Annotated in this window: 21 protein-coding genes; 11 read left to right on the plus strand and 10 right to left on the minus strand. The window is 61.8% G+C overall.

What is annotated here, in order from left to right; all coding sequences use genetic code 11:
* Positions 1-124: 124 nt before the first annotated feature.
* From cgtA to rplU, 3 genes are all read right to left on the minus strand, one after another.
* Positions 125-1,348: an Obg family GTPase CgtA gene (cgtA, locus tag TO66_RS27090; RefSeq protein ID WP_044465155.1), complete on the minus strand. Its 1,224-nt coding sequence runs from the start codon at positions 1,346-1,348 to the stop codon at positions 125-127.
* 195 nt (positions 1,349-1,543) lie between these two features.
* Positions 1,544-1,801, minus strand: a complete 258-nt coding sequence (gene rpmA / locus TO66_RS27095; RefSeq protein ID WP_003228360.1) for a 50S ribosomal protein L27 — start codon at positions 1,799-1,801, stop codon at positions 1,544-1,546.
* A 35-nt stretch (positions 1,802-1,836) separates the two neighbouring features.
* On the minus strand, positions 1,837-2,148 hold the full coding sequence (gene rplU, locus TO66_RS27100) for a 50S ribosomal protein L21 (protein WP_007924746.1): 312 nt from the start codon (positions 2,146-2,148) through the stop codon (positions 1,837-1,839).
* Positions 2,149-2,389: 241 nt separating this feature from the next.
* Between rplU and TO66_RS27105 the strand changes: the two genes are divergently transcribed.
* The 3 genes from TO66_RS27105 to TO66_RS27115 all read left to right on the plus strand — a co-directional run bounded on the left by TO66_RS27105 (position 2,390) and on the right by TO66_RS27115 (position 4,334).
* Positions 2,390-3,358 (plus strand): polyprenyl synthetase family protein, encoded by a 969-nt coding sequence (locus tag TO66_RS27105; protein WP_044465156.1) that lies wholly within the window; start codon positions 2,390-2,392, stop codon positions 3,356-3,358.
* Between the two features lie 158 nt (positions 3,359-3,516).
* The gene (locus tag TO66_RS27110) at positions 3,517-3,858 is read left to right on the plus strand and encodes a zinc ribbon domain-containing protein YjdM (protein ID WP_044465157.1); all 342 of its coding nucleotides are present in this window, start codon (positions 3,517-3,519) and stop codon (positions 3,856-3,858) included.
* A 203-nt stretch (positions 3,859-4,061) separates the two neighbouring features.
* Positions 4,062-4,334 carry a hypothetical protein gene (locus tag TO66_RS27115; RefSeq protein WP_044465158.1) on the plus strand — a complete coding sequence of 91 codons (273 nt, stop codon included), beginning with the start codon at positions 4,062-4,064 and terminating at the stop codon, positions 4,332-4,334.
* A gap of 96 nt (positions 4,335-4,430) precedes the next feature.
* On the opposite strand, the gene TO66_RS27120 is transcribed toward TO66_RS27115, so the two are convergent.
* The 3 genes from TO66_RS27120 to TO66_RS27130 all read right to left on the minus strand — a co-directional run bounded on the left by TO66_RS27120 (position 4,431) and on the right by TO66_RS27130 (position 6,102).
* Positions 4,431-5,048 (minus strand): FKBP-type peptidyl-prolyl cis-trans isomerase, encoded by a 618-nt coding sequence (locus TO66_RS27120; protein WP_044465159.1) that lies wholly within the window; start codon positions 5,046-5,048, stop codon positions 4,431-4,433.
* 126 nt (positions 5,049-5,174) lie between these two features.
* Entirely contained in the window at positions 5,175-5,480 is a 306-nt protein-coding gene (locus tag TO66_RS27125; protein WP_044465160.1) for a DUF6482 family protein, read from the minus strand.
* A gap of 133 nt (positions 5,481-5,613) precedes the next feature.
* Positions 5,614-6,102 carry a TIGR00645 family protein gene (locus TO66_RS27130; protein ID WP_044465161.1) on the minus strand — a complete coding sequence of 163 codons (489 nt, stop codon included), beginning with the start codon at positions 6,100-6,102 and terminating at the stop codon, positions 5,614-5,616.
* A 159-nt stretch (positions 6,103-6,261) separates the two neighbouring features.
* Between TO66_RS27130 and TO66_RS27135 the strand changes: the two genes are divergently transcribed.
* Positions 6,262-8,094 (plus strand): hypothetical protein, encoded by a 1,833-nt coding sequence (locus TO66_RS27135; RefSeq protein ID WP_044465162.1) that lies wholly within the window; start codon positions 6,262-6,264, stop codon positions 8,092-8,094.
* Between the two features lie 12 nt (positions 8,095-8,106).
* Here the strand turns inward: TO66_RS27135 and TO66_RS27140 are convergent, their stop codons facing one another.
* Positions 8,107-8,418 carry a hypothetical protein gene (locus TO66_RS27140; RefSeq protein WP_044465163.1) on the minus strand — a complete coding sequence of 104 codons (312 nt, stop codon included), beginning with the start codon at positions 8,416-8,418 and terminating at the stop codon, positions 8,107-8,109.
* A gap of 212 nt (positions 8,419-8,630) precedes the next feature.
* Complete coding sequence (locus TO66_RS27145; protein ID WP_044465164.1) at positions 8,631-11,069, minus strand: Lon protease family protein; 2,439 nt, start codon at positions 11,067-11,069, stop codon at positions 8,631-8,633.
* A gap of 274 nt (positions 11,070-11,343) precedes the next feature.
* On the opposite strand from TO66_RS27145, the gene TO66_RS27150 reads away from it, so the two are divergent.
* The 4 genes from TO66_RS27150 (at position 11,344) to TO66_RS27165 (ending at position 14,826) form a co-directional block, all read left to right on the plus strand.
* Positions 11,344-11,832, plus strand: coding sequence for a DUF3015 domain-containing protein (locus tag TO66_RS27150; protein WP_044465165.1), 489 nt, complete (start codon positions 11,344-11,346; stop codon positions 11,830-11,832).
* 95 nt (positions 11,833-11,927) lie between these two features.
* Positions 11,928-13,781, plus strand: coding sequence for a DUF4105 domain-containing protein (locus tag TO66_RS27155; protein WP_044465166.1), 1,854 nt, complete (start codon positions 11,928-11,930; stop codon positions 13,779-13,781).
* Positions 13,782-13,903: 122 nt separating this feature from the next.
* The gene (locus TO66_RS27160; RefSeq protein ID WP_044465167.1) at positions 13,904-14,260 is read left to right on the plus strand and encodes a hypothetical protein; all 357 of its coding nucleotides are present in this window, start codon (positions 13,904-13,906) and stop codon (positions 14,258-14,260) included.
* A gap of 71 nt (positions 14,261-14,331) precedes the next feature.
* A complete protein-coding gene (locus tag TO66_RS27165) occupies positions 14,332-14,826 on the plus strand; it encodes a GreA/GreB family elongation factor (RefSeq protein ID WP_044465168.1) in 495 nt (164 codons plus the stop codon).
* On the opposite strand, the gene gdhA is transcribed toward TO66_RS27165, so the two are convergent.
* Both gdhA and ettA read right to left on the minus strand, forming a co-directional pair.
* Positions 14,823-16,160, minus strand: a complete 1,338-nt coding sequence (gdhA, locus tag TO66_RS27170; protein WP_044465169.1) for an NADP-specific glutamate dehydrogenase — start codon at positions 16,158-16,160, stop codon at positions 14,823-14,825. The two genes, TO66_RS27165 and gdhA, sit on opposite strands and share 4 nt — an antisense overlap.
* A 260-nt stretch (positions 16,161-16,420) precedes the next feature.
* A complete protein-coding gene (gene ettA, locus TO66_RS27175) occupies positions 16,421-18,085 on the minus strand; it encodes an energy-dependent translational throttle protein EttA (protein ID WP_044465170.1) in 1,665 nt (554 codons plus the stop codon).
* A gap of 283 nt (positions 18,086-18,368) precedes the next feature.
* Between ettA and TO66_RS27180 the strand changes: the two genes are divergently transcribed.
* The 3 genes from TO66_RS27180 to TO66_RS27190 all read left to right on the plus strand — a co-directional run bounded on the left by TO66_RS27180 (position 18,369) and on the right by TO66_RS27190 (position 25,240).
* Positions 18,369-22,208 carry a bifunctional diguanylate cyclase/phosphodiesterase gene (locus TO66_RS27180; protein ID WP_044465171.1) on the plus strand — a complete coding sequence of 1,280 codons (3,840 nt, stop codon included), beginning with the start codon at positions 18,369-18,371 and terminating at the stop codon, positions 22,206-22,208.
* Positions 22,209-22,394: 186 nt separating this feature from the next.
* The gene (glyA, locus tag TO66_RS27185; protein ID WP_044465172.1) at positions 22,395-23,648 is read left to right on the plus strand and encodes a serine hydroxymethyltransferase; all 1,254 of its coding nucleotides are present in this window, start codon (positions 22,395-22,397) and stop codon (positions 23,646-23,648) included.
* Between the two features lie 275 nt (positions 23,649-23,923).
* Positions 23,924-25,240: a C4-dicarboxylate transporter DctA gene (locus TO66_RS27190; RefSeq protein ID WP_044465173.1), complete on the plus strand. Its 1,317-nt coding sequence runs from the start codon at positions 23,924-23,926 to the stop codon at positions 25,238-25,240.
* The last annotated feature ends 27 nt before the right edge of the window (positions 25,241-25,267 follow it).

A 25,267-nucleotide genomic window follows, 5' to 3' on the forward strand; every position in this document is an offset into this window, starting at 1 on the left:
CACGCGACCGAGCGCGCCCATAAATTATTCGTGGCTACGTTTCTTGATACCAAGCTTCTTTACTACGTTTTCCGGATACTAAAACGCCGCTCAATGAGCGGCGCTTGTAGTTTACTGCAACGAATCAATCACGGACGTAAATGATTTCCGGACCATCCTCGTCATCCACATCCTCTTCATCCCAATCATCGTCGCCGATGTCGTGGACGCTCTTCACGCCACTGCGACGCAGGGCGCGCTGGTCATCCAGAGCCTGCAACTGCGCACGCGCCTCGTCTTCGATGCGCTGGTCGAGCTCAGCCAACTCGTCGGCATAAGCCGGGTCAGCCGCCAGGCGATCGGCACGATCTTCCAGGTAACGCATGATGTCGCGGCTCAGACGCTCGGTGCCATCCTTGGAGATGGCCGAGATCACATAGACCGGACCGGTCCATTCCAGGCGATCGACGATCTCCTTGACCCGCGCCTCATGCTCCTCCTCGAGGATCTGGTCGCACTTGTTCAGCACCAGCCAGCGATCACGCTCGGCCAGCGAAGGACTGAACTTGACCAGCTCATTGACGATGACTTCCGCGGCATCGGCCGGACTGCTCTCATCCAGCGGCGCCATGTCCACGAGGTGCAGCAACAGGCGGGTACGCGCCAGGTGCTTGAGGAAACGGATACCCAGGCCCGCGCCATCCGAAGCCCCTTCGATCAGCCCCGGAATGTCGGCGATCACGAAGCTCTTCCAGCGGTCGACGCTGACCACCCCCAGGTTTGGCACCAGAGTCGTGAACGGATAATCGGCCACTTTCGGCTTCGCAGCGGAAACCGAACGAATGAACGTACTCTTGCCGGCATTCGGCAAGCCCAGCAGACCAACGTCCGCCAGCACTTTCAGCTCAAGCTTCAGGTCGCGCTGCTCGCCCGGCTTGCCCGGCGTAGTCTGGCGCGGCGCGCGATTGGTACTGGACTTGAAGCGGGTATTGCCCAGGCCGTGCCAACCGCCCTGCACTACCAGCAAGCGCTGGCCAGCCTTGGTCAGGTCGCCAATCACTTCCTGGGTACCGGCATCGATCACCGTGGTGCCGACCGGCACGCGCAACTCGAGGTCTTCACCCTTCTTGCCGGTGCAATCGGTACTGCCGCCATTGGAGCCGCGCTCGGCATCGAAGTGACGGGTATAGCGGTAGTCCACCAGGGTATTCAGGTTTTCGTCGGCGACCATGAAGATCGAACCGCCATCACCCCCATCACCACCGTTCGGACCACCGTTTTCGATGAATTTTTCCCGACGGAAACTCATGCAACCATTGCCGCCGTCGCCAGCTTTTACTCGGATCGAAACTTCATCAACGAACTTCATAACAAAACGCCTCTCGCCGCATGGGCGAGCCGAAAAACACTAAGACATAAGACTCTTGCAAAAATGAGCGCAGCGACCCCGATCAACGGCCGTAACCTCCAGCGCTGGCAGCCCATACAAACAGTTTTGCAAGAGACTCACCCCACAAACGAAAAAGCCCCGTCGCAAGACAGGGCTTTTCCAGCGTTCGCGCAATTAGGCTGCGACGACGCTCACGTAACGACGACCGAAGGCGCCTTTTACTTCAAACTTGATCACGCCTTCGATTTTCGCGAAGAGGGTGTGATCCTTACCCATGCCAACGCCGTAGCCAGCGTGGAATTGGGTGCCGCGCTGACGCACGATGATGTTGCCGGCCTTGATGACCTGGCCGCCATACATCTTCACGCCAAGGCGTTTGGCTTCTGAGTCGCGACCGTTACGGGTACTACCACCAGCTTTTTTGTGTGCCATGAGTTCAATTCTCCTAGTGAGGAATTAGGCTGAAATTAAGCCTGAATACCGGTGATTTTGATCTCGGTGAACCACTGGCGGTGGCCCATACGCTTCATGTGGTGCTTACGGCGACGGAACTTGATGATGCGGACTTTATCGTGACGACCTTGGGAGATCACTTCAGCCTTGACGGTTGCGCCAGCAACAACAGGTGCGCCGATGTTCACGTCGTCGCCATTGGCAACCAACAGAACGCGGTCAAAAGTCACGGATTCGCCAGTGGCGATTTCCAGTTTTTCGATCTTCAGGTATTCACCTTCAGCGACCTTGTATTGCTTACCGCCGGTAACGATTACTGCGTACATGGTATTTCTCCGATAATCCTGCTCACCCAGCTCTTTATAAGAAGAGGTATTGGCTGGCATGGCTGCATGGGGCTGGAACGGCCCAAGTGCAATTGCGTAAGGCAGGTGCTGCCCAGGAAGTTCAGGGTGCGCGATTGTACGCAAGCCGCCCAGGCGATGCAAGTGGCCGTCCATCGCGCCTTGACAGCCCCGGACGTGGGTCCTAGCATGCCGCGCAACCCTTCTGGAGCACCTGTCGCTGATGCAACCCCAAGCTTTCTACCGCGCGGTGGCGGACGATTTCAACGCCGTCGACGGCATCATCAAGAAGCAGCTGACTTCCCGAGTGCCGCTGGTATCGAAAATCGGTGACTACATTACCTCCGCCGGAGGTAAACGCCTACGTCCTTTATTGGTGCTGCTGTGCGGCAAGGCCCTGGGCCGCGAAGGCGACGACCTGCGCCTGCTGGCCGCCACCATCGAATTCCTGCACACCGCCACCCTGCTGCATGACGACGTGGTCGACATGTCCGGCATGCGCCGCGGCCGTTCGACCGCCAACGCCATGTGGGGTAACGCCCCAAGCGTGCTGGTGGGCGACTTCTTGTACTCGCGCTCCTTCGAAATGATGGTCGAGCTGGGCTCGATGCCAGTGATGAAGATCCTGTCGCAGGCCACCCGCGTGATCGCCGAAGGCGAAGTGCTGCAGCTGTCGAAAGTCCGCGATGCCAGCACCACCGAAGAAACCTACATGGAAGTCATCCGCGGCAAGACCGCGATGCTCTTCGAGGCCTCGACCCACAGCGCCGCCGCCCTGGCTGGCGCCACCGAGGAGCAGAGCGAAGCCCTGCGCACCTTTGGCGATCACCTGGGCGTAGCCTTCCAGCTGGTCGACGACCTGCTCGACTACAAGGGCGATGCGCAGACCCTGGGCAAGAACGTCGGCGACGACCTGGCCGAAGGCAAGCCAACCCTGCCGCTGATCTACACCATGCGCGAAGGTACGCCGGAACAGGCGGCGCTGGTACGCCAGGCGATCCAGAAAGGCGGTATCGAAGACCTGGAAAGCATCCGCGCGGCCGTGGAAGCCTCCGGTTCGCTGGAATACACCGCACGTCTGGCCCGCGATTACGCCGCTCGCGCCATCGCCTGCCTGGAAGCCCTGCCGCCAAGCGAATACCGTGATGCGCTGGTGGAACTGAGCGAATTCGCTGTAGCCCGCACGCACTGATCCCCCTTACCGACAAGCACGCTCCTGCCGCCCCGAGGGCTGCGCAGGCGCGTGCCTGTTGCTGACGTTTTGCGCAAATCCCCCTCGCAACACCCCTGCGCCAACAAAACCTTATATAATGTGCGCTTTTTTAGCCTTCCTGAAACCGAGGAGTCTTAGTGAGCACGCTGCCACCCTGCCCGAAATGCAATTCCGAATACACCTATGAAGACGGCGTCCAGCTGGTCTGCCCGGAATGCGCCCACGAATGGTCCGCCAACGCTGAAGCCGAGGCCGCGTCCGATGAAGCCGTGAAAAAGGACTCGGTCGGTAACATCCTGCAAGACGGCGACACCATCACCGTGATCAAGGACCTGAAGGTCAAAGGCACTTCGCTGGTGGTCAAGGTCGGCACCAAGGTCAAGAACATCCGCCTGTGCGATGGCGACCATGATATCGACTGCAAGATCGACGGAATCGGCCCGATGAAGCTCAAATCCGAGTTCGTCCGCAAAGTCTGATAAACCGGCTATCGCCCCGCGCCTGGCGCGGGGTGTGCCCCCTCCTCTCGCCCTCCTCCCCCTTCCTCCGCCAAATAGCAAAAGGCCAGCCCTTTTGACCCATAACAATTTCCACACAGAAAAAAGCAGAAACCGCCAATAGGTACTTGCTATTCATTGAATAAGAATTATTCTCATTGAACCCCATCAAGGAGATGAGACTCATGACTTATTTGATCGACGCATGGCTGGACCGCCCACACCCTTACCTGCGAATCCTGCATCGGGAAACCGGGGAAGTCTGTGCGGTACTGGAAGAAGAAGCCTTGAACGAACTCCAGGATCAGGGCGACCTGGACCTCAATGGCCTGAGTTCCAGCGAGCCGGTGGTGCTCAAGGAACTGGTGCGCAACCTGTTTCTGTTCTGCTATGCCCGGGCCTTGCGCCCTGCTGGAACAACCGAAGGCCAGGGCCTGAGCGCAAAAATACGCCTATGACCCCGCCCAAACCCTCTGCCGGGACAAACCTGCGCGCGATCCACCTACCGTGGGACGGTATACGGATCGCGAGCGGGCCTGCCCGGTCATCGAGGCTTACAGAACGTCGAGCAGCTCGACGTCGAACACCAGGACGCTGTGCGGCGGAATGCTGCCAACGCCTTGGGCGCCGTAAGCCAGTTCGCTCGGCACGTACAGACGCCATTTGCTGCCGGCGTTCATCAGTTGCAGCGCTTCGGTCCAGCCAGCGATGACGCCGCCGACCGGGAATTCCGCAGGCTGGCCGCGCTCGTAGGAGCTGTCGAACACAGTGCCGTCGATCAGGGTGCCGTGGTAGTGAGTACGCACGCTGTCTTCACGAGATGGCTTGGCGCCGTCGCCCTGGGTCAGCACTTCGAACTGCAGGCCGGACGCCAGAGTGGTGATGCCTTCACGCTTGGCGTTTTCAGCCAGGAAAGCCAGGCCCGCGCCAGCAGCGGCTTCAGCCTTGGCAGCGGCTTCGGCTTGCATGATTTCGCGGATCACTTTGAAGCTGGCGGACATCTCTTCCTGGCCTACACGGCTAGGCTTGCCGGCAAAGGCGTCGGTCAGGCCGGCCAGGATCGCGTCCAGGCTCACGCCCGGTGGCGGGTTGTCACGCAGTTGATCGCCCAGCTGACGGCCGATGCCGTAGCTGACGCGGGTTTCGTCGGTGGACAGATTTACTTCGGACATGACACTGCTCCGCTGTGCGGACGGCTCGAGAATCCGCCGTGCGGACACGGTGGATTCCGGGGCGCCCGGAACCAAAAGGGCGAGCAGACTAGCACAGAAGCCTCGACGATGATGAACGCGCGCCGCCTACCAGGACGAACGCGAGGCGATAGGCACTCGCAGGCTGTCCTCGGTGCCGGCCGACAGCCCGCACATCTCGTCATGCACCGATGTATGGATCAGGTTGAAGGGCAGCCTGGGAAAGGCATGCAGCACTTCCCGGGCATGCTCCACCGAGCGCAGGTGCAGCATCTGGCCATGGGCGTCGCTGAGGGGGAACGCCGCCCCGTGCATCCGGGCCTCGAGCAGATAGATACCGCCCTCGAGGGAAATCAGGTTCAGCTCGTCGACCTTTCCGGCGACGGCATAGGCATTCAGTTCATGCAGGTTCATGGGGCACCTCGCAGGGCTCAAGCCCGAGACCCATACAGGGATATGCCCCGGCAGGCAAAAGCACAAGCCACAAACGACGCCGCCCGTCCGTTTCACAACGGCCGGGCGGCGCGGTTCCAGCGGGTACAAACCATCAGTGCTTGGTCAGCTTGTCCAGATAACCCATGGCGCAGGCCGAGATCACGAAGGTCATATGGATGATCACGTACCACATCAGGTACTGGGTCTCGATACTCTTCGCGTCCATGAACACCCGCAGCAGGTGGATCGAGGAAATTGCCACGATGGAGGCGGCTACCTTCATCTTCAGCGAAGAAGAATCCATCTTGCCCAGCCAGCTGAGCTTTTCCTTGTCTTCGTCGATGTCCAGCTGAGACACGAAATTCTCATAGCCGGAAATCATCACCATCACCAGCAAGCCGCCGACCAGCGCCATGTCGATCAACGACAGCAGCACCAGGATCAGATCGGACTCGGCCATGGTGAACACGTTGGGAATGACGTGGAAGACTTCCTGGAAAAACTTCAGCGCCAACGCGAGCAAGCCCAGGGACAGACCGAAGTAGATCGGCGCCAACAGCCAGCGCGAGGCGTACATTGCATTTTCGACTAAACGTTCCATTGAATCTCACACAGGCCTGAAATGGCGGCGAGTATATCAGCCGCCCAAAAGCCCATAAACCGTAACGAAATCCATCGCCTGCGCGTTTGCCGGAGCGAATTTCTGCTAGTGTCGGCATCACGAGAACAGCTCAATGACATCGGACAGGAAGCCTGGAGAATGGATTTGCGATTGCCTTTGGCGAGTACCGGCCTGTGTATCTCGCTGCTGCTCATGACTGGCTGCTCGCCCAGCGACGAGAAGCAGCAGGTCAGCCTGGAACAGAAAACCGCACAGTTCGAACAGTCCCTGGACAGCATCCAGGACCCCAGGCTCAAAGATGCCATCGCCGACCTGGGCGGTTCGCTGCTGCTGCTTGAACGCGCGCAACTGCGACTCCAGAGCAAGCCCATCGAAACCGAATACGGCGACGACGCCCTGGCCCTGCTCAAGCACTACCCCAGCCCGCAGGCCCTGGTCGATACCTACCTCAATGGGCTGTTCGTGCTGCGCAAGAGCTCCAACTCCGACTACCTGACCGACCTGCAACCGGTATTTCCCTTCAACTTCGGCATGCAGGCGCAGTTCCCCTTCCCCCACGGCCTCGAATGGCAATCCGTGAAACTGAGCAACGGCAAGGTCGTGGCCTTCCAGCCCGAATGGTCGGAAACCGATCCCGGTATCCAGTTGAGCCCCTCCAGCTCCAACCTGACCAACCCGGACGACCTGACCATCACCTACCCCTTCATCGAAGGCCTGGAAGTCGAAAACAAGAACCAGCCCCAACCCGTGACACTGCAAGGCAAGGCCGAAGTGATAGCCCCTCGCCAGGTGGTGACCTTCGAGCTGGGCAAGGCGGATATTGGCAAGCCGCGCAGCAATCAGAACATCAGCGTGAAGCTTGTGTCCCTGGACAAGAACAGCGCGGAAATCGAGCTGACCAACAGCGCCCCGCCCTCGCCCGAAATCGGCGATACCCCTCTGAACCCGCTGTTGGTGCAAGCCCGCGATAGCACCGGGCAAATCCTTTCGCGTTCCGGCTCGATCAATGAAAGCAGCCAGCAGATTGCCTTCTATACCCGGCAGCTCGCCGAAATGCAGAAGCAGAAAGCCTGGAGCGAGACATTCGAGCAGCAGCTCGAGGCGCAGCGCAAAGCCTTCGAGCGTGAGCAGAAAAGCCAGTACACCAAGGTGTATTTCAACGGCCTGATCGACAAGCTGGAAGTCAATGTGCTGGACTTCTCCGAAGCCACCGTCACCCGCAAGGACCTCGACCTGAAGGTACAGCGCTTCGACCGCCAGACCACCGACAGCAGGATCCAGCCGCTGCCCATGCCGGTCTTGGTGTATGACGACCAGGCGGCCGACTACCTCAAGGGCGCCGACCTCGACGAAGAAACCCTGAAGAAAAGCGTGGTCGTCCATCAATCCACCGAAGACGCCAGCGCGGCCAGGATCGAGTTCGACCACCCCAAGACCTTCAACGACGAATTGCTGGGCAACTCCTTCTCGTCAGGCGACAGCCCCGTGACCTTCTTCACCCAGGACGCCAACGGCAAGCGCGGCGAACCCATCGAGCTGCCAGACGAGGCCGTCGAGGTCGATCCAATGCGCAGCGCCATCACCTACGACCTGACCCTGTTCCCGGAAACCCCAGCCTATGCCGTCGGCTCGATCCCGCTGTTCCTGGCCAGCATCGAGAAGAAAACCCTGGCCACCAGCCAACTGCCCAAGGGGCTGGAACTCAAGGACAACGCGCTGATCGTCGACCAGCGGCTGTTCCCCGCCGAATCCTGGCGTTTCTACGCCAAGGACGGCAGCGGCCAATACCTGAAGGAGATTCTCGCGGTCAGCCACGAAACGCCGGCAAATGGCCCGGCGCCGTTCGACGTGCATTACTTCTACGGGCAGCCCACCACCCTTGAAACCTATCAGCGCAGTGAGCTCAACACGGTCGAATATGGTTTTGAGGTCAAGCTCGACAAGCTGGAAAACCCGCCACCGGAGGAGTGAGCCTCAAGCCGTTCAATGGCGGCAGCGTTCGCCGTTGATCTGCCGTAGCTGGGCTTGAAGGTGCAGGCACCAAATCTGCGGATCGTCCGCCAGCTCATAGCCATGAGTGGTGAGGCTTTCGACGATGGAATCAAGGATGGATTCGGCCACGCCGGGGCCGCAGAAAGGTCCCTGGGCCTTGATGGCCGAGGGTTGTTCACCGGCCATTCCGGCGGCGAACAGCAAGGTCCACATTCCGTTATCCCCCGCCAGCGGGCGGACGCTGCATTCGATGCGGGTGACCAGGCCAAGACACTGGCGTGTAAGGCAGAGGTTGCGCGACATGGCGGCGACCCTCGGTAGATCCGGTATTCAGCCCTCATGGGAAGACTGTTTCGATCCAGTGACGACTGTCGTTCTCCTTGCCCTGAGAATAGGAAGAAAAGCCTGATAAGCAAAGTTGACCGGCTGAACAGGCGCCGAATGGTCTTTTCGCGAAATTTGACGCCAACGGACCGGCGCCGCGACGAAGGCAGGGCCCTCGCCGCGGCGCGTCCTCATGCCGGTTTGGCTTCGGCCAGCGCCTCTTGCGCCTGTTCCTTTTCCGCTTCCTTGAGCTCATCTTCGCTGATCATTTCCGCAATCACCCGCAGGCGCTCCACCACCCGTGCGTTGACGCTGCCTTCCGGGAACTGGCCATCCGCGTCCGGCTCGCCCGCAGGTTCGCCCACCAGCAGGCTCAGGGCCTCGTCGGCCTGGCGCACGGCATAGACGTGGAATTGCCCGGCGCGCACTGCCGCCAGCACCTTTTCGTCCAGCATCAGGGTGGCGACGTTGGCCTGAGGAATGATGGCTCCTTGCTCCCCCGTCAGGCCCCGTGCCTCGCAGAGACGGAAGAAACCTTCGATCTTCTCGTTGACCCCACCCACTGCCTGCACTTCGCCGAACTGGTTGATCGAACCGGTAATGGCAAAGCATTGCTTGAGCGGGGTTTTCGACAAGGCCGAGATCAGCGTGCACGCTTCGCCCAGCGATGCGCTGTCGCCATCGACGTAACCATAGGATTGCTCCAGCGCGATGCTCGCCGAAATCGCCAGAGGGAATTCCTGGGCGTAACGACTGCCCAGGTAGCCGGTGAGAATCATCACGCCCTTGGAGTGAATCGGCTGGCCGAGGTTGACCTCACGCTCGATGTCGACGATACCGCTGCCCCCCGGATACACCGTGGCGGAAATCCGCGCCGGCACGCCAAAGGCCGAGTCGCCCACTTCCAGCACCGTCAGGCCGTTGCACTTGCCCACGGCGGCACCGTCGGTGTCGATCAGGATGATCCCCGCCAGCATGTCGTCGAGAATCCGCGCCGAGACCCGGCCGGTGCGCGTGGCCTTGGCCTTGAGTGCGCGCTCGATGTGCCCGGCATCGGTCATCTCGTCCGAGGCCAGGTGACGAATGAAATCCGCCTCGCTGACCAGCTGGAACAGATCGCCGATCCGCGCCGACAAGCGTCCCTGGTGCTCCGCCAGGCGGGCACTGTAGGTGGCCAGGCGCGCCACCGCGTCCGCGGTCAGCGGGGCCATGCCTTCTTCGGAGGTACGGGTTTTCAGCAGTTGGGCGAATTGTTCGAGGCTCTCGTCCACCATCGGGATGTCTTCGTCGAAATCCACCAACACGCGGAACATCTCCTGGAAGTCCGGATCCAGGTCCTGCAGCGTGTAGTACAGCTGGCGGGCGCCGATGATGATGACCTTGACCTGCAACGGAATGTGCTGCGGCGTCAGGGTCACGGTAGCCAGGCGTCCCAGCTCGCCCAGTGGCGACTCCATCTTCAGCTTGCGCGATTGCAGGGCACGCTTGAGCGCGTCCCAGACAAAGGGCTCGCCGAGCATCTTCTCGGCTTCGAGAATCAGGAAGCCGCCATTGGCCCGGTGCAGGGCCCCCGGGCGCAGTTGGCGATAGGTGGTATACAGCGCGCCCTGGTCGGTGCTGTATTCGATGCGGCCGAACAGGTTGTCGTAGGTCGGGTGCGGCTCGAACACCACCGGCGCGCCGCCGCTGGCCGGATGACCGACCACCAGGCTCGGGCAGTACTGCTCTTCCAGCAGCTTGCGGGCCACCGCGTCGGTCTTGCTGTCGTCCACCAGTTGCTCGACCACGGTCTTGAGCAGGTACACCTGCATGGCCTGCAGATAACCGCACACACCGGCGTTTTCCGCGTACTTCTCGGACAGCGGCGCCAGCAGTGGCTGCAAGGCCAGGGTGATGGTTTCTTCGTTGAGTTGGCGCAGTTGGTTGCTCGACTCGCGCTTCCACTGCGGCAGGCTCGCCAGCTCTTCGTTGAGGCGCTCTTCCAGGGCGGAAATGTCCTCGTGGAAACGCTCGCGATCGGCTTCGGGCAATTGCGCGAATTCGGCCTCGTCCAGCGCCTTGCCGTCGAACATCGGGGTGAAGGCAATGTTGCTGCTGTCGCGGTACAGCGCGACATCCTTCTCCAGCGCCAGGCGCTCGATGACGTCCAGCGCCCGGTCGTAACGCTGGTTGAACGCACGGTCGATGGCACTTTTCTTCTGCTGATAGGACGGATGCTCGAAGACGGCCGGAAAGGTCGCCAGCAGGTTGTCGATCAGGCCGTTGATATCGCTGATGAACGCCCCGGCAGCGCCCGAAGGCAGCTCCAGCGCACGTGGTTCGCGCGGCTCATCGAAATTGTTGACGTAAACCCAGTCGGACGGGGTCTGCAGGCGCTTGCCTTCCGCCTTCAGGTAGCGTTTGACGAAGGAGAAACGGCCGGTACCAGGCTCGCCCATGACAAACACGTTGTAACCGGGGCGTGGCATGGCCACGCCGAACTGCAAGGCTTCGACTGCGCGTTCCTGGCCAAGCACACCGCGAAAGGGCTCCAGATCATTGGTGGTCGAGAAGCTGAACTGTTCAGCGGAAAACGGACGGGTCAGCGCTTCGGGCGCTAGACGCAAGCTGGCAGCAACAGGATCAGGCATCGGGCTTCCTTACATCAGGCGGGGCAGATGGGGCATTCTGGCGCCGGGTCCATCGGCTGGCAAGGCGCCAGGGCGCGAAAGCGCGGGCCGCTAACAGGCGTCATGGACCCTGCATAAAAATCAGCTATTTCAAGGAATATTTCTGAAAAAACCCCGGAACCCTTGGAACATGCCTAAACTCCAACCTGCGCGGCTGGACTAATAACCGGCCCACTGGCGCCGACATGGGCCAGACCCCTTGTCCATTGGTTTGCACACAATAGAGAACAAAGCTATGAAACGGATTCTTCTCGGTACTCTCTTCACCGCTGTTTCCATCAATGCAATGGCCCAAGCGCCAGGCGGTCCGGACTGTGGTTGGGGCAACATGCTGTTCGAAGGGCAGCGCGGCACTCCGGCTCACTTCCTGGCCTCCACCACCAACGGCACCTCCGGTAACGCGACGTTCGGCATGACTTCCGGCACCAACGGTTGCTCGACCAACAGCGCGCTGACCTACGGCGGCAAATCCTGGTTCGCCATGAATGGCATGATGAACGAGCTGTCCGAAGACATGGCCAAAGGTGAAGGCGAAGCGCTGACCACCTACGCCGTGGTCCTGGGCGTCGCTCCTGAAGACCGCGCGCACTTCGCCGCCGTCACCCACGAGCACTTCCAGCAGATCTTCAGCAAAGCCGACGTAACCGCGGACGATGTGCACACCAATACCCTCGCCGTGCTGAAAAACGACGCACGCCTGGCCAAATACGCTACCCCGGCCTAAATCTCGGCCCGCCCGCTCTTTTCGAAGAGCGGGCTTTTGTTTTTCGGACCCGACTCCTCCCGAGTCTTTGTTTTTTCCGACTCAAGTTGCCCACCATGCTCAAACGCCTTGCTTCCCTGGCGCTCTGTGTCTGCGCCCCGCTGTCCGCCGCGCCACATATCGACCCTTCCCGTTTGCAGCAACTGGCCAACGATCCGTTCTGGATCTCCCTGGGCCATTACGAAACCGCCAAGCTCGGCGGCTGGCGCAGCTACGTCAGCGACCCGAAGTTCTTCCTCGCCAGCGACGGCGCCGAACACCCCGATGCCGAACTCAAGGCCACCCTGGAGGCGATCTATGCCCCGGCCGGTAGCGGCAACCAGCATGCCCAGTGCGTGTACCCCGCCCGCACCCGCTGGCTCAAGGCCCAACTGAACCTGAGCGACCTGCCGGCGGTTGAGTGCAGCGAGTTCAGCCAATGGTTCAAGGATGTCGCGCCCCATAGCACGGTGATGATTTTTCCTGCGGCCTACCTGAACAGCCCGTCGTCGATGTTCGGCCATACCCTGCTGCGCATCGATCAGGCCGACGTGCAAAGCAATCACACGGCCCTGCTCAGCTACGCGATCAACTTCGGTGCCTACATCGAGGGCTCGGACAACAGCATCCTCTACGCCTGGAAGGGCCTGATGGGCGGCTATCCCGGGCTGTTCGCCCTGGTGCCCTACCAGGAAAAACTCGCGGAATACCGCAGCCTGGAAAACCGCGACCTGTGGGAGTACCGGCTGAACCTGACCCAGGCCGAGACCGAACGCATGGTCGAACACGTCTGGGAACTGAAGCAGATCAAGTTCGACTACTTCTTCTTCGACGAGAACTGCTCCTACCGCCTGCTGGAACTGCTGCAAGTGGCCCGCCCCAGCCTGCGCCTGACCGAACAGTTCCCCCTCACGGCGATTCCCACCGACACCGTCAAGGCGGTCAAGGAAGCCGGCCTGGTGGAGAAGATCGAATACCGTCCATCCCGCGAGCGCGAACTGCTCGAACGCGCCAAACCGCTGACCCACGAGGAACAGCAATGGGTGCTGAACGTCAGCGCCGACCAGCAGCAACTGCAACAGCCGGCCTTCAAGGCATTGCCCCGGGAGCGCCAGGCGCTGATCGTCGACGCCGCCTACCGCCTCGAACGCTATCGGGCCAACGGCCAGGAGCGCGACCCGCAACGGGCACAGCGCAGCTTCGAACTGCTGCGGGCGATCAATCGCAACCCGCCGCCGGAACTGTCCATCGAGCGCCCCGACCTGCCGGAAGACGGCCATGAATCGCGTACCTGGCAAGTCGGCGTGGGCACCCGCGGCGACCGGGCCTTTGGCGAATACGGGCTGCGCATGGCCTATCACGACCTCAACGACAACGCCGAGGGCTTCCCCCTTGGCGCGCAGATCGAAATCCTGCAGATGAAACTGCGCCAGTACGAAGGCAACAACTGGCAACTGCAGCAGCTGGACCTGGCGACCATTCGCTCGCTGACGCCGCGCAACGAGCTGCTGCAACCCTGGTCCTGGCAGGTCACCGGCGGCCTGGAACGGGTGCCGGGCAAACACGACGACGAAACCCTGGTCAGCCATGTCAACGGTGGCGGCGGCGGGACCTGGCAACTCGGCGAAAACGTGCTCGGCTTCGCCCTGGGCACGGTGCGCGTCGAGCACAATGCCGACTTCGCCGGTTTCATCACCCCGGCGGCCGGTTTCAATACCGGCCTGCTGTGGAAAAACCCGCTGGGCAATTTCAGCCTCGAGGCCAAGGGTGACTATTTCACCAATGGCGAGGTGCGCCGCAGCCTGAGCCTCAACCAGCAATGGGAGCTGTCGCGCAACCTGGGCCTGCGCCTGAGCGCCCAGCGCGAGTTCAGCCACCTGGCCACGGCACAGAACGAGGTGATGCTGGAGCTGAAGTGGTATCACTACTGACGCAGCCCCGGTGGGCCGCTCGGGAAGCGCGACCACAGAGCGCTCACCGGGCTTTCACACACTGCTGACGAATACCCTTCTAGACTTTCCCTATCAGCCGTTGAGCGGCGCGGGAGTCCGAGATGTGGCGGTATGCAGTAGTCGCAGCGTTGCTGGCCTTGCTCGGCGGTTGCGAGACCACCCATGAGCAGTTGCTGAAGCAGGGTTATCCACCGGCTTTCGCCGACGGTTTCGACGATGGCTGCGTCAGCGGTCGCCAGGCCGCCGGGGCGATCACCGGCGAATTCCGCAAGAACGTGCCGCGCTACCTCAAGGACCCGCACTACGCCGAGGGCTGGAGCGATGGGTTCCGCCAGTGCCAGGCCATGCTGGAAAACCGCGATCGCGAAGAGTATCGGGAGCGTCACTGGGACGAGCGCGAACGCGCCTGGCAACAGGAAAAGGACCGTGATGCGGGCCGTGCCTATCGCTCGCCGTAAGTCGCTTTCAGGCATGGCCTGAAACCAAAAGGCTGCGACCATGGCCCAAACTCCATGAAGGGGAGAAAACCATGAGCCGAGCCTTCGTCAATGAAGATCAGGCTGCCGCCCAGGCCGACCAACCGGTGGAACGGCAGATCAGCGCGCAACCCAATTACGTCACCCCGCAGGGTCTGAGCGAGCTGCAGGCCAGGGTCGCGCACCTGCAAAGCCGCCATGCCGAGCAGTCGATGCTGGGCGAACAGGCGGACCAGCAGTTGCTGGCTGATATCGAACGCGACCTGCGCTACTTCAACCAGCGCCTGCAAAGCGCCCAGGTGGTGCCCCAGGCGACATCGCGCACGAAGGTCCAGATCGGCAGCCGAGTGGTCTTCGCCGACGAGCACGGCAGCGAACAGGCCGTGCAGCTGGTGGGAGAAGACCAGGCCGATGTCGCCAAGGGCCTGATCAACTGGGGCTCGCCGCTGGGCCGGGCATTGCTGGGCAGCCAGCTTGGCGATGAAGTGCTGTGGCAACGTCCGGCGGGCGATCAGCTGATCGAAGTGATCCGCATCGACCCGGCTTAAACCACGCCCTGGGCCAGCATGGCATCGGCGACCTTGACGAAGCCCGCGATGTTCGCGCCCTTGACGTAGTTGACCCGACCGTTCTCTTCGCCGTAATGCACGCAGGCATGGTGGATCGACTGCATGATGTTGTGCAGCTTGCTGTCCACTTCTCCGGCGCTCCATAGCAGGCGCATGGCGTTCTGCGACATTTCCAGCCCGCTGACCGCTACGCCACCGGCGTTCGAGGCTTTGCCCGGGGCAAAGAGGATGCCGGCCTCGATGAAGATATCCACAGCCTCCAGGGTGGTCGGCATGTTCGCCCCCTCGGCCACGCAAATGCAGCCATTGCGCAACAGCGTGCGCGCGGCTTCGGCATCCAGTTCGTTCTGGGTGGCGCACGGCAGCGCGATCTCGGACGGCAGCGCCCAGGGATGTTGCCCGGCGAGGAACTGCAGATTGAACCGCGTCGCCAGCTCACTGATGCGCCCGCGCTTGACGTTCTTCAACTCCAGCACCGCCTGCCATTGCTCCTCCGTCAGCCCGGCCTCGCAGTACAGCGTGCCTTCGGAATCCGACAGGGAAATCACCTTGCCGCCCAGGTCCATGACCTTGCGCGCCGCGTATTGCGCCACGTTGCCGGAGCCGGAAATCGCCACGCGCTTGCCCTCCACGCGCTCGTCGCGGCGCTTGAGCATTTCCTCGGCGAAATACACGCAACCGAACCCGGTAGCCTCGGGACGGATCAGGCTGCCGCCGTAGCTGATGCCCTTGCCGGTCAGCACCGAGGTGAACTGGTTGCTCAGGCGCTTGTACTGGCCGAACAGGAAACCGATTTCCCGGGCACCGACGCCGATATCTCCCGCCGGCACGTCCACGTCCGAACCGATATGGCGGTACAGCTCGCTCATGAAGGCCTGGCAGAAACGCATCACTTCCGCGTCGCTCTTGCCCTTCGGGTCGAAGTCCGAGCCGCCTTTGCCGCCGCCCATGGGCAGCGAGGTCAGGGAGTTCTTGAAGGTCTGCTCGAAGGCGAGGAATTTCAGCAGCCCGAGATTGACCGACGGGTGGAAGCGCAAACCGCCCTTGTACGGACCGATGGCGCTGTTCATCTGGATACGGAAACCGCGATTGACCTGGACCTTGCCCTGATCGTCGACCCACGACACCCGGAACACCACTGCGCGCTCGGGCTCACAGATGCGTTCGAGAACGCCCGAGGCCAGGTAATGCGGGTTGGCCTCCAGGAACGGCCACAGGCTGCGCAGGACTTCTTCCACCGCCTGGTGGAATTCTGGCTGGTCCGGGTCACGTTTTTTCAGACGGGCGAGGAAGTTTTCGACGGATTCGATCATGGGAAAAGTCTCGGCGGATTTATTGTCATCAAGAGAAATTTGACCCGGACTTTAGCAACTCGAACAGCACCATGACAGAGCAAAATGTCGCACTTATGAATTTAAATGGTGCAATTGATATAAATTTCCTGCCGTTTCCAGCCTATCTCGCACCATTAAAGGGATTACCGGCAGGCTGCCATGCGTCATGTTGGACCTGCTGAAAAACAGGCAAAAAAAACGGAGCCCGAAGGCTCCGTTTCTTTGCCGCGACCGACCGATCAGGCCAGTTTCTTGTGACGCACGCGGTGCGGTTGGGCCGCCGCTTCGCCGAGGCGCTTCTTGCGATCGGCTTCGTACTCGGTGTAGTTGCCTTCGAAGAACACCGCTTGCGAATCGTCTTCGTACGCCAGGATGTGGGTCGCGACGCGGTCGAGGAACCACCGGTCGTGGGAGATCACAATCGCGGCGCCCGGGAAGTCCAGCAGGGCTTCTTCCAGGGAACGCAGGGTTTCGACGTCGAGGTCGTTGGACGGTTCGTCGAGCAGCAGGACGTTGCCGCCCTCTTTCAGGGTCAGGGCCAGGTGCAGGCGGCCACGTTCACCACCGGACAGGTCCTTGACGAACTTCTGCTGGTCGCCGCCCTTGAAGTTGAAGCGACCGACGTAGGTACGCGACGGGATCTCGTAGTTGCCGATGCGGATCTGGTCGGAACCGTCGGAGATCTGCTGGAACACGGTCTTGCTGCCGTCCAGGTCCTCACGGCTCTGATCCACGCAGGCCAGTTGCACGGTTTCGCCGATTTCGATGCTGCCCGAATCCGGCGTCTCCTTGCCCATCAGCATGCGGAACAGCGTGGACTTACCGGCGCCGTTACCACCGATCACGCCGACGATGGCGCCCTTGGGCATGGAGAACGACAGGTTGTCGATCAGCACGCGATCGCCGTAGCCCTTGGTGACGTTCTTGAATTCGATGACCTTGTCGCCCAGGCGCGGACCGGCCGGGATGTAGATCTCGTTGGTCTCGCTGCGCTTCTGGAATTCCTGGGACTGCATTTCCTCGAAGCGCGCCAGGCGGGCCTTGGATTTCGACTGGCGGGCCTTGGCGCCTTTGCGCACCCACTCCAGTTCTTCCTTCATGGCCTTTTCATGGGCCGACTGCTGCTTGGATTCCTGGGCCAGACGCTCGGACTTGGCTTCCAGCCAGCCCGAATAGTTGCCCTCGTAAGGAATGCCGGCGCCGCGGTCGAGCTCGAGGATCCAGCCGGCGACGTTGTCCAGGAAGTAACGGTCGTGCGTGATCGCGACCACGGTGCCCGGGAAATCGTGGAGGAAATGCTCCAGCCAGGCGACGGAGTCGGCGTCCAGGTGGTTGGTCGGTTCGTCGAGCAGCAGCATGTCCGGGGCGGACAGCAGCAGGCGGCACAGGGCCACACGGCGCTTTTCACCGCCGGACAGGTGTTCGACCTTGGCGTCCCAGGCCGGCAGGCGCAGCGCATCGGCGGCGACTTCCAGCTGGCGCTCCAGGTTGTGGCCATCGCTGGCCTGCAGGATCGCTTCGAGCTTGGCCTGTTCGGCGGCCAGCTTGTCGAAGTCGGCGTCCGGCTCGGCATAGGCCGCATAGACCTCGTCCAGGCGCGCCTGGGCGTCCTTGATCACGCTGACCGCTTCCTCGACCACTTCACGCACGGTCTTGCTCGGATCCAGTTGCGGTTCCTGGGGCAGGTAGCCGATGTTCAAGTCGGGCATCGGACGGGCTTCGCCCTCGAACTCGGTGTCGACGCCAGCCATGATTTTCAGCAGGGTGGACTTGCCCGAACCGTTGAGGCCCAGTACGCCGATCTTGGCGCCCGGGAAGAACGACAGAGAAATGTTTTTCAGGATTTCCCGCTTCGGCGGAACAACTTTTCCCAGCCGATGCATGGTGAAGACGTATTGAGCCATGATGAACCTAGCGTCAGTGACGGATGAATAGAACGGGCGAAGCCCGGGCCAGGCCATGCGCGGCGCAGGCATTTGATCACGATCAATGCCTGCGTCCGGAAAAAGCCTGATTGTCTGGAGCTGAAGCGCTCCCGCGTAACCGGCAAAGCTACCTCAATGGCCGGGCAAGGTCCAGCCAGCCGGGACTGGCACTTTGCCACAACTCAAGGCATGCTAGTCGCCCTTCGGGCGTCCGGCTTATAGTGCACGTCGCGCCAGTCTAGCCAAACCGCAGGATCACAGTTTGTCCAATGCCACCCCGCCCTCTTCCCTGCGCGCGCCTGCGCCTGCGTCCGGCTCGCCGTTGCGCGGCACCCTGAAAGGTGTGCTGGCGACCCTGGTCCTGCTGCTGCTCGCCCTGCTGTTCTGGCAACTGCTCGACCAACTGCAACAAACCCGCAAAGACCAGCGCCAACATGCGATCGACTACAACGCCGACCTGGCCGAGCACATCAGCCTCAACCTGGCGCTGAACGCCCAGATCGCCCTGAATCTGCTACCGATCGTCGAGCTGCCAGAAAATACCGACCAGCAGCAACTGCTGTTGAAAAAGCTGCAATTGTCCCTGCCGGAGCTGCGGGCCATCGCCTTGCTGGACGCCAAGGGCCAGGTCATCAGCAGCAGCGATGCCAGCGCCGTGGACAACGCATGGTTCGCCGACCTGACCTCCCGCAGCCGTGGCCAGCGCTATTACTACAGCGACGTCATCGGCAGTCCCCAGGCACAACTGCTGCTCCAGCAGCCCGGCAGCGGCGCCAAGCGTTACTGGGTGCTGCAGCTGGCCCCGGGCTTCATCCAGTCCCTGAGCCTGGGCCCCGATCAGGGCACCCAGCCGATCTGGGCCATCGAAAACCGCCTGAGCCACAAGACCCTGGGTCGCGACAACGGCAGCCAGGCCCCGGTGACCACCGAGGAAGTAGCCAATAGCGTGCTGGTGGCGCCCCTGGGCAACAGCGACTGGCAATTGCGTGGCCTGTTCGACGAGCGCGCGGTGATCGAGCAACTGTTGCCGGCATTCATCGCCAAATGCCTGCTCGGGCTGGCGTTTTCCCTGCTGCCGGTGATTGCGCTGCTGAACATGCGCCGGCGCCAACGCCAGTTGCACGAGGGCCGGCGCCGCTACCAGGACATTTTCGAAGGCACCGGGGTGGCCCTCTGCGTGCTGGATATCTCCGGCCTGCCGGCGTTTCTCGACAAGGCGCAGTTGCATGACAGCGAGCAGCTCAAGCGCTGGCTGGAAAACAACCCACAGCAGCGCCAGTCGCTGCTGGAAGAACTGCGTGTCACCGAGGTCAATCAGGTGGCCTTGCGGCTGCTCAACGTCGACTCCTGTGAGCAGGCCTGGAAGCTGCTGATCGAAGGCAGCCCGCTCAACAGCAGCGCCATCGGCAACCAGCTGCTGGAGACCGTGATCAACCAGCATCGGCAGTTGGAGCTGGAAATCCGCCTCTGCGACGCCCAGGGCAACGACCAGCATCTGTGGCTGGTGCTGCGCCTGCCGGAAGATCCCGCCGACTATCGAGCGGTGATCCTCAGCATCAGCGATATCACCAGCCGCAAGCTCATCGAGCTGTCATTGCTGGAGCGCGAAGGCTTCTGGTCGGATGTGGTGCGCACCGTGCCGGACCACCTGTATGTGCAGGACGTCGTCAGCCAGCGGATGATTTTCAGCAACCACCACCTGGGCCAGACCCTCGGCTACAACAAGACCGAACTGCACCAGATGGGCGAGTACTTCTGGGAAATCCTCCTGCATCCGGAAGATGCCGATCTGTACCACCGCCTGCGCCAGGAACAGCGCCATGGCGGCTACCTGCAACTGTTGCAGTGCCACCTGCGCTTTCGCCACCGCAGCGGCCAGTGGCGGTGCTTCGATATCCGCGAGCAGGCCCTGGCGCGGGACAAGTACGACCAGGTCACGCGCATCATCGGCGTGGCCAAGGACATCACCGACCAGATCGAGGCCAGCGAATCCCTGCGTGACAGCGAGCGGCGCTATCGCATGCTCGCCGAAAGCATCAGCGACGTGATTTTCTCCACCAACAGCAAGATGGCCCTCAACTATGTCAGCCCTTCGGTACAGTCGGTGCTGGGCTATGACGTGGAGTGGATTTTCCAGAACGGCTGGCAATCGACCATCGCCAACCCGCAGCAGCTGACCGGCATCTACACCCTGATGGAGCGGATCGGCAAGGCCCTGGACAAGCCCGAGCAACTGGCGCAACTGCGCAATCAGGTGCAGACCCAGCTGTTCCTGTTCGACTGCCTGCGGGCCGATGGCCGCAAGATTCCGATCGAGTTGCGCCTGGTGCTGGTCTGGGACGAGCACGGCGCCTTCGAAGGCGTGCTCGGGGTCGGCCGCGATATCAGCCAGCAGCGCCGCGCGGAAAAAGACCTGCGCATGGCCGCCACGGTATTCGAGCATTCGACCTCGGCGATCCTGATCACCGACCCGGCCGGCTACATCGTCCAGGCCAACGAGGCGTTCAGCCGGGTCAGCGGCTACGCGGTGGCCCAGGTGCTCGACCAGTTGCCGAACATGCTCACCGTCGACGAACAACAGGAAGCCCACCTGCGCTATGTGCTCAAGCAGTTGCACCAGCACAGCACCTGGGAGGGCGAGGTCTGGCTCAAGCGCCGTAACGGCGAGCACTACCCGGCCTGGGTCGGCATTACCGCGGTGCTCGACGACGAAGGCGACCTGGCCAGCTATGTGTGCTTCTTCACCGACATCAGCGAACGCAAGGCCAGTGAACAGCGCATCCACCGCCTGGCCTACTACGACGCCCTGACTCACCTGCCCAACCGCACGCTGTTCCAGGACCGCCTGCACACCGCGCTGCAATCGGCGGAGCGGCAGAAGTCCTGGGTGGTGCTGATGTTCCTCGACCTGGACCGTTTCAAGCCGATCAACGACTCCCTGGGCCATGCCGCGGGCGACCGCATGCTCAAGGACATGGCCACCCGCCTGCTCGACTGCGTCGACGATGACGACACCGTGGCGCGCATGGGCGGAGACGAATTCACCCTGCTCCTGCAACCGCGGGCCAGCCGTGAGATCGCCTTGAACCGGGCGATCCACGTCGCCGAACAGATTCTCGCCAGCCTGGTGAGGCCGTTCGTGCTCGAAGGCCGTGAATTCTTCGTCACCGCCAGTATCGGCATCGCCCTGAGCCCCCAGGACGGCAACGAGCTGAGCCAGTTGATGAAGAACGCCGACACCGCGATGTACCACGCCAAGGAGCGCGGCAAGAACAACTTCCAGTTCTACCAGGCCGACATGAACGCCAGCGCCCTGGAGCGCCTGGAACTGGAAAGCGACCTGCGCCACGCCCTGGAGCAGCAGGAATTCATCCTCTACTACCAGCCGCAATTCAGCGGCGACGGCAAGCGCCTGACCGGCGCCGAGGCCCTGCTGCGCTGGCGCCATCCACGGCGCGGCCTGGTGCCGCCGGGGGACTTCATCCCGGTGCTCGAGGAGCTGGGGCTGGTGGTGGATGTCGGCGACTGGGTGATCGGCGAAGCCTGTCGCCAGCTCAAGGCCTGGCACCAGGCCAAGGTCCGGGTGCCGAAGGTGTCGGTGAACATCTCGGCCCGGCAGTTCTCCGATGGCCAGCTGGGCACGCGCATCGCCACCATCCTCAAGGACACCGGCCTGCCGCCGGCCTGCCTGGAGCTGGAACTGACCGAAAGTATCCTGATGCGCGAAGTCAGCGAGGCGATGCACATTCTCGACGGGCTGAAGAACCTCGGCCTGAGCATCGCGGTCGACGACTTCGGCACCGGCTATTCATCGCTGAACTACCTCAAGCAGTTCCCCATCGATGTGTTGAAGATCGACCGCACCTTCGTCGATGGCCTGCCCTCCGGCGAGCAGGACGCGCAGATCGCCCGCGCCATCATCGCCATGGCCCACAGCCTGAACCTGGCGGTGATCGCCGAGGGCGTGGAAACCCATGAGCAACTGGACTTCCTGCGCGAGCACGGCTGCGACGAAGTGCAGGGCTACCTGTTCGGCCGCCCGATGCCGGCCAACAGTTTCGAAGGGCAATTCAGCAACGACGCGCTGTTCATGTTTGATTAGAAGCGGCGCCAAGCTTCAGGCGACGAGCGGCAAGATCGGAGCCGTTCGCCTGCAGGTTTCTAGCTCGCGGCTTGTGGCTTGTCGCTTGAAGCCGATTCGCGTGCGACATGATGTCCTTTCATATGTCATCTAAAAGCCGTTGAGTTAGAATGCCCCCCTTTTCTGCCCCGATCCTTGAGGACCGCCATGTTCAGCCGTGATTTGACTATTGCCAAGTACGACGCCGATCTCTTTGCCGCCATGGAGCAAGAAGCCCTGCGCCAGGAAGAGCACATTGAGCTGATCGCTTCGGAAAACTACACCAGCCCAGCGGTGATGGAAGCTCAAGGCTCGGTACTGACCAACAAATACGCCGAAGGTTACCCAGGCAAGCGTTACTACGGCGGTTGCGAATACGTCGACGTGGTCGAGCAGCTGGCCATCGACCGCGCCAAGGAACTGTTCGGCGCCGACTACGCCAACGTCCAGCCGCACGCGGGCTCGCAAGCCAACTCGGCCGTTTACCTGGCCCTGCTGTCGGCCGGCGACACCATCCTGGGCATGAGCCTGGCCCACGGCGGTCACCTGACCCACGGCGCTGGCGTTTCCTCCTCCGGCAAGCTGTACAACGCCGTGCAGTACGGCATCGACGCCAATGGCCTGATCGACTACGACGAAGTCGAGCGCCTGGCCCTCGAGCACAAGCCGAAAATGATCGTGGCCGGTTTCTCTGCCTACTCGCAGATCCTGGACTTCCCACGCTTCCGCGAAATCGCCGACAAGGTCGGTGCCTACCTGTTCGTCGACATGGCCCACGTTGCGGGCCTGGTTGCCGCTGGCATCTACCCGAACCCGGTGCCATTCGCCGACGTGGTGACCACCACTACCCACAAGACCCTGCGCGGTCCGCGTGGCGGCCTGATCCTGGCTCGCGCCAACGCCGAGATCGAGAAGAAGCTGAACTCCGCGGTGTTCCCGGGCGCCCAGGGCGGCCCGCTGGAGCACGTGATCGCAGCCAAGGCGATCTGCTTCAAGGAAGCGCTGCAGCCTGAGTTCAAGGCCTACCAGCAACAAGTGGTGAAGAACGCCCAGGCCATGGCCGGCGTGTTCATCGAGCGCGGTTTCGACGTAGTTTCCGGCGGCACTCAGAACCACCTGTTCCTGCTGTCGCTGATCAAGCAGGAAATCTCCGGTAAGGACGCCGATGCCGCCCTGGGCAAAGCGTTCATCACCGTGAACAAGAACTCCGTGCCAAACGACCCACGCTCCCCGTTCGTCACTTCCGGCCTGCGCTTCGGTACTCCGGCCGTGACCACTCGCGGCTTCAAGGAAGCCGAGTGCAAGGAACTGGCTGGCTGGATCTGCGACATCCTGGCTGACCTGAACAACGAAGCGGTGATCGACGCCGTTCGCGAGAAAGTCAAAGCCATCTGCAAGAAGCTGCCGGTATACGGCGCCTGATTCGCAGAACGCAGCATGAAAAGCCCGGCCTCAGCGCCGGGCTTTTTTTCGCCTGCGATTTGTCTGGCCCGGACTTTGTAGCCAAGGGTGCGATGATGGGAGCCGCACCACTGGTCAGACCGGTCATGCCAATTTTCTGAAACACTCTTGTGCTAGCGGGAAAATCGGGCATAGACTGCGCCTGCACTGGACATACCGGTAAGACCACAATAATTAAGTCCCCCATCCGATGCGCTCCGCGCACGGCAGCCGGGACACCGACCAGGATCCCTCCCATGCTCAGATGGTGCTCGCGTTCGATTTTCCTCCAGGTAGTCCTCGGACTGATGCTCGGCATCGTGTGCGGACTGACACTTCCCGAATACTCCTCGCAACTCAAGCCACTGGGCGATGCCTTCATCAAGCTGATCAAGATGCTGATTGGCCTGATCGTCTTCTGCGTGGTGGTCAGTGGCATCTCCGGCGCCGGCGATCTGAAAAAGGTCGGGCGCATCGGCCTCAAATCCGTCATCTACTTCGAAGTCCTGACCACCATCGCCCTGGTGATCGGCCTGGTCTTCGCCTTCACCACCGGCATCGGCAGCGGCGCCAACATCCACCTGGAGCAGCTGTCCACCGCCGACATGGGCGACATCGCCCAGCGCGGCCAGCACCTGCACGGTACTTCCGAATTCCTGATGGGGCTGATCCCCAACTCGGTGCTCGGCGCCTTCGCGGAAAACAACATCCTCCAGGTGCTGCTGTTCTCCGTACTGTTCGGCAGCGCGCTGAACCTGGTGGGCGAAGCCGCTTCCGGCATCTCGCGGCTGATCAATGAACTCAGCCACATCATCTTTCGCATCATGGGCATGATCGTGCGCCTGGCGCCGATCGGCGTGTTCGGCGCCATCGCCTTCACCACCAGCAAATACGGCCTGGACTCGCTCCAGCACCTGGGCAGCCTGGTAGGCCTGTTCTACCTGACCTGCTTCGCCTTCGTGGCGATCATTCTCGGCCTGGTGATGCGCTGCTCCGGCCTGCGCATGCTGCCGTTCCTCAAGTACCTGCGCGAAGAACTGCTGATCGTGCTCGGCACCGCCTCCTCCGACGCCGTACTGCCACAGATCATGCGCAAACTGGAGCACCTGGGCATCGGCAGCTCGACGGTCGGCCTGGTGATCCCCACGGGTTACTCGTTCAACCTCGACGGCTTCTCGATCTACCTGACCCTGGCCATCGTCTTCATTGCCAATGCCACGGGCACGCCCCTGTCGATGTCCGATCTGCTGACCATCCTGCTGGTGTCGTTGATCACCTCCAAGGGCGCCCACGGGATACCCGGCTCGGCGCTGGTGATCCTCGCCGCGACCCTGACCGCGATCCCCGCCATTCCGGTGGTGGGCCTGGTCCTGGTACTGGCGGTGGACTGGTTCATGGGCATCGGCCGGGCGCTGACCAACCTGATCGGCAACTGCGTCGCCACCGTGGCCATTGCCCGCTGGGAAAGAGACATCGATATCCAGCGCGCCAACAAAGTCTTGAGCGGCCAGCAAGGCTATGGTTTCCAACCGCGCAAACCGCTGCCCGGCGTGCACCAGCAGCAGGAGTTCTGAGGCCATGCCTTGTGCCTGTAGCCGGCA

The organism is Pseudomonas sp. MRSN 12121 (assembly GCF_000931465.1).
Lineage (GTDB): Bacteria > Pseudomonadota > Gammaproteobacteria > Pseudomonadales > Pseudomonadaceae > Aquipseudomonas.

Coding starts and splice junctions, on each gene's coding strand:
- TO66_RS27140 (WP_044465163.1), bottom strand. CDS start 8,418: ATGTCGCGCAACCTCTGCCTTACACGCCAGTGTCTTGGCCTGGTCACC.
- TO66_RS27105 (WP_044465156.1), top strand. CDS start 2,390: ATGCAACCCCAAGCTTTCTACCGCGCGGTGGCGGACGATTTCAACGCC.
- TO66_RS27160 (WP_044465167.1), top strand. CDS start 13,904: ATGTGGCGGTATGCAGTAGTCGCAGCGTTGCTGGCCTTGCTCGGCGGT.
- TO66_RS27150 (WP_044465165.1), top strand. CDS start 11,344: ATGAAACGGATTCTTCTCGGTACTCTCTTCACCGCTGTTTCCATCAAT.
- TO66_RS27135 (WP_044465162.1), top strand. CDS start 6,262: ATGGATTTGCGATTGCCTTTGGCGAGTACCGGCCTGTGTATCTCGCTG.
- TO66_RS27115 (WP_044465158.1), top strand. CDS start 4,062: ATGACTTATTTGATCGACGCATGGCTGGACCGCCCACACCCTTACCTG.
- TO66_RS27155 (WP_044465166.1), top strand. CDS start 11,928: ATGCTCAAACGCCTTGCTTCCCTGGCGCTCTGTGTCTGCGCCCCGCTG.
- gdhA (WP_044465169.1), bottom strand. CDS start 16,160: ATGATCGAATCCGTCGAAAACTTCCTCGCCCGTCTGAAAAAACGTGAC.
- glyA (WP_044465172.1), top strand. CDS start 22,395: ATGTTCAGCCGTGATTTGACTATTGCCAAGTACGACGCCGATCTCTTT.
- TO66_RS27145 (WP_044465164.1), bottom strand. CDS start 11,069: ATGCCTGATCCTGTTGCTGCCAGCTTGCGTCTAGCGCCCGAAGCGCTG.
- TO66_RS27120 (WP_044465159.1), bottom strand. CDS start 5,048: ATGTCCGAAGTAAATCTGTCCACCGACGAAACCCGCGTCAGCTACGGC.
- TO66_RS27125 (WP_044465160.1), bottom strand. CDS start 5,480: ATGAACCTGCATGAACTGAATGCCTATGCCGTCGCCGGAAAGGTCGAC.
- TO66_RS27130 (WP_044465161.1), bottom strand. CDS start 6,102: ATGGAACGTTTAGTCGAAAATGCAATGTACGCCTCGCGCTGGCTGTTG.
- TO66_RS27165 (WP_044465168.1), top strand. CDS start 14,332: ATGAGCCGAGCCTTCGTCAATGAAGATCAGGCTGCCGCCCAGGCCGAC.
- rpmA (WP_003228360.1), bottom strand. CDS start 1,801: ATGGCACACAAAAAAGCTGGTGGTAGTACCCGTAACGGTCGCGACTCA.
- cgtA (WP_044465155.1), bottom strand. CDS start 1,348: ATGAAGTTCGTTGATGAAGTTTCGATCCGAGTAAAAGCTGGCGACGGC.
- ettA (WP_044465170.1), bottom strand. CDS start 18,085: ATGGCTCAATACGTCTTCACCATGCATCGGCTGGGAAAAGTTGTTCCG.
- rplU (WP_007924746.1), bottom strand. CDS start 2,148: ATGTACGCAGTAATCGTTACCGGCGGTAAGCAATACAAGGTCGCTGAA.
- TO66_RS27190 (WP_044465173.1), top strand. CDS start 23,924: ATGCTCAGATGGTGCTCGCGTTCGATTTTCCTCCAGGTAGTCCTCGGA.